2 protein-coding genes are annotated in these 2,052 nt (G+C 68.0%); one reads left to right on the top strand and one right to left on the bottom strand.

The window, feature by feature from the left end; genetic code table 11:
- Positions 1 to 1,594 (bottom strand): alpha-glucosidase (locus AC1DZ6_RS24160; protein ID WP_477099643.1); only part of this gene is annotated, 1,594 nt, incomplete at its 3' end.
- A 150-nt stretch (positions 1,595 to 1,744) separates the two neighbouring features.
- Here AC1DZ6_RS24160 and AC1DZ6_RS24155 point away from each other — a divergent pair.
- A partial coding sequence (locus tag AC1DZ6_RS24155) for a hypothetical protein (protein WP_477099642.1) occupies positions 1,745 to 2,052 on the top strand: 308 nt, incomplete at its 3' end.

The following is a 2,052-nucleotide window of genomic DNA, read 5'->3' as shown; positions in this document are numbered from 1 at the left end:
CCACCGCCAGGTCGTCAGGCAGAGCATAGCGCACGGTCTCCCGCCCGAAGTTCAGCAGCACCAGCAGCCCCTCCCCCCGGCGATAGGCGAATACCTGGTCGTGGGCGAGGTCGATGTCGCGGTAGTCGCCTTCCCGCAGGTCGGCCGAACCCCGCCGCCAGGCGATCAAGGCGCGGGTGTGGGCGAGCACCGACTCCGGCCGCGCCGCCTGGTCATCGGCGTTGATCGCCTCGGCATTCGGATTGACCGCTAGCCACGGCCTGCCCGTCGTGAAGCCGCCGTTTGGTCCGGCCGTCCACTGCATCGGCGTGCGGGAGTTGTCGCGGCCCATGGCCCGGGCGTTGGCCAGGTATTCCGCCTCGGGCACCCGATGCCTCACGTCGCGCCAGCGGCCCGAAACCTCCAGGTCGTCGAAGTCGTCCAGGGTCTGGAACGGGTAGTTGGTCATGCCCAGCTCCTCGCCCTGGTAGAGGAACGGCGTGCCGCGCTGGGTGAGGATCAATGTGTTGACGGTTTTGGCGGAGCGTTCGACCCAGGCCGGATCGTCGTCGCCGAAATGCGAGACCGAGCGCGGGTTGTCGTGGTTGGACAGGAACACCGTGTTCCAGCCGAACGGCCCCGCCGCCTGGTCCAGTTCGGTGTAGAGGGCCTTCAGCCGGGGCAGGGTCCAGGACGTCTTGCGCCAGCCGTCGATGTCCATCCGCACGATGTCGAAATTGAACACCAGGTCCAGTTCGCGCCGGCGGCTGTCGATCAGGTCGCGGGCGTCCTCGGGCCGCACGCCGAAGGCCTCGCCGACGGTCAGGGCGGCGTAGGGATCCAGCACCTCGCGGCGCATCTCGCGCAGGTGGTCGTGCAGCCTGGGGCCGGCGGCGTAGACGAACTGCGGCGCGCGCAACTGCTCCGGCGTCAGGTCCGGCAGGCCCGGCTGCTTGGCGATGAACGGGATGACGTCCATCCGAAAGCCCGCCACGCCCTTGTCGAGCCAGAACCGCATAAGGTCGTAGACCTCGTCGCGAACCTTGGGGTTCTCCCAGTTCAGGTCGGGTTGCTTGGCGGCGAAATAGTGCAGGTAGTACTGGCCGGAGCCTTCGTCGAAGGTCCAGGCGGGGCCGCCGAAGAAGGCGCGGTAGTTGTTGGGCGGACCCCCGCCCAGACTGGCGTCGCGCCCGTCGCGCCAGATGTAGTAGTCCCTGTATGGATTATCCCGGCCCTTGCGGCTCTCCACGAACCAGGCGTGCTCGTCGCTGCTGTGGTTGACCACCAGGTCGATGATCAGCCGGATGCCTCGCGCCGTCATGCCGGCCAGCATGGCGTCGAAGTCGGCCATGGTCCCGAACTGGGCCATCACCCTGCGATAGTCGCGGATGTCGTAGCCGTTGTCGGCGTTTGGGCTGTCGAAGTGCGGCGACAGCCAGACCACATCGACGCCCAGGTCCTTCAGATAGTCCAGCCTGGCCGTGATCCCGGGCAGGTCGCCCACGCCGTCGCCGTCGGTGTCGAGGAACGAGCGGGGATAGATCTGGTAGACGACCGCGTCCTTCCACCAGGGGCGCTCGACGGGGCCGTCAGCTGAGGTTGGATCGGCGTTCACGACAGGACTCCGGGCGGGCGACTGGAGCCGACGCTAACCGGCCCGCGCGCGCCTGGCGACCGTCGAACCCTTGCACCGCCGCGTGAGGTCGTTAAGGTGGTATAAAATAGTAACAATAGTTCAGGTTGTTCGCCCTGATGGGAGGTCTCGATGTCGTTCAAGACCGAGCTGGCGATGGCGCGCGAGGACGCCAAGCTGGTGAAGGCGCGCCGTGACGAGGAACWGGCCCGCCAGGCCGAGGCCGCCCACGTGATGGCCACCGACCCCGACCGCTACTGGGCGCGCTACTACCTGACCGACGAGTTGGTGATGCAGGCGATCCGCGGCAGCGGCGGCTTCGCCATCAGCCTGCCGGCCTCGGCCTTCGGGTCGCAGACCGCCGCCCGCCTGGACGAGTTCCGCGACGCCGGCGCCGAGGTCGAGGTGGTCGAGACCAAGGTCCCCGCCGTCGATGGCGG

It is taken from the genome of Caulobacter sp. P1_B12_2 (assembly GCF_056406675.1).
This window is presented reverse-complemented; position numbering and strand designations above follow the sequence as displayed.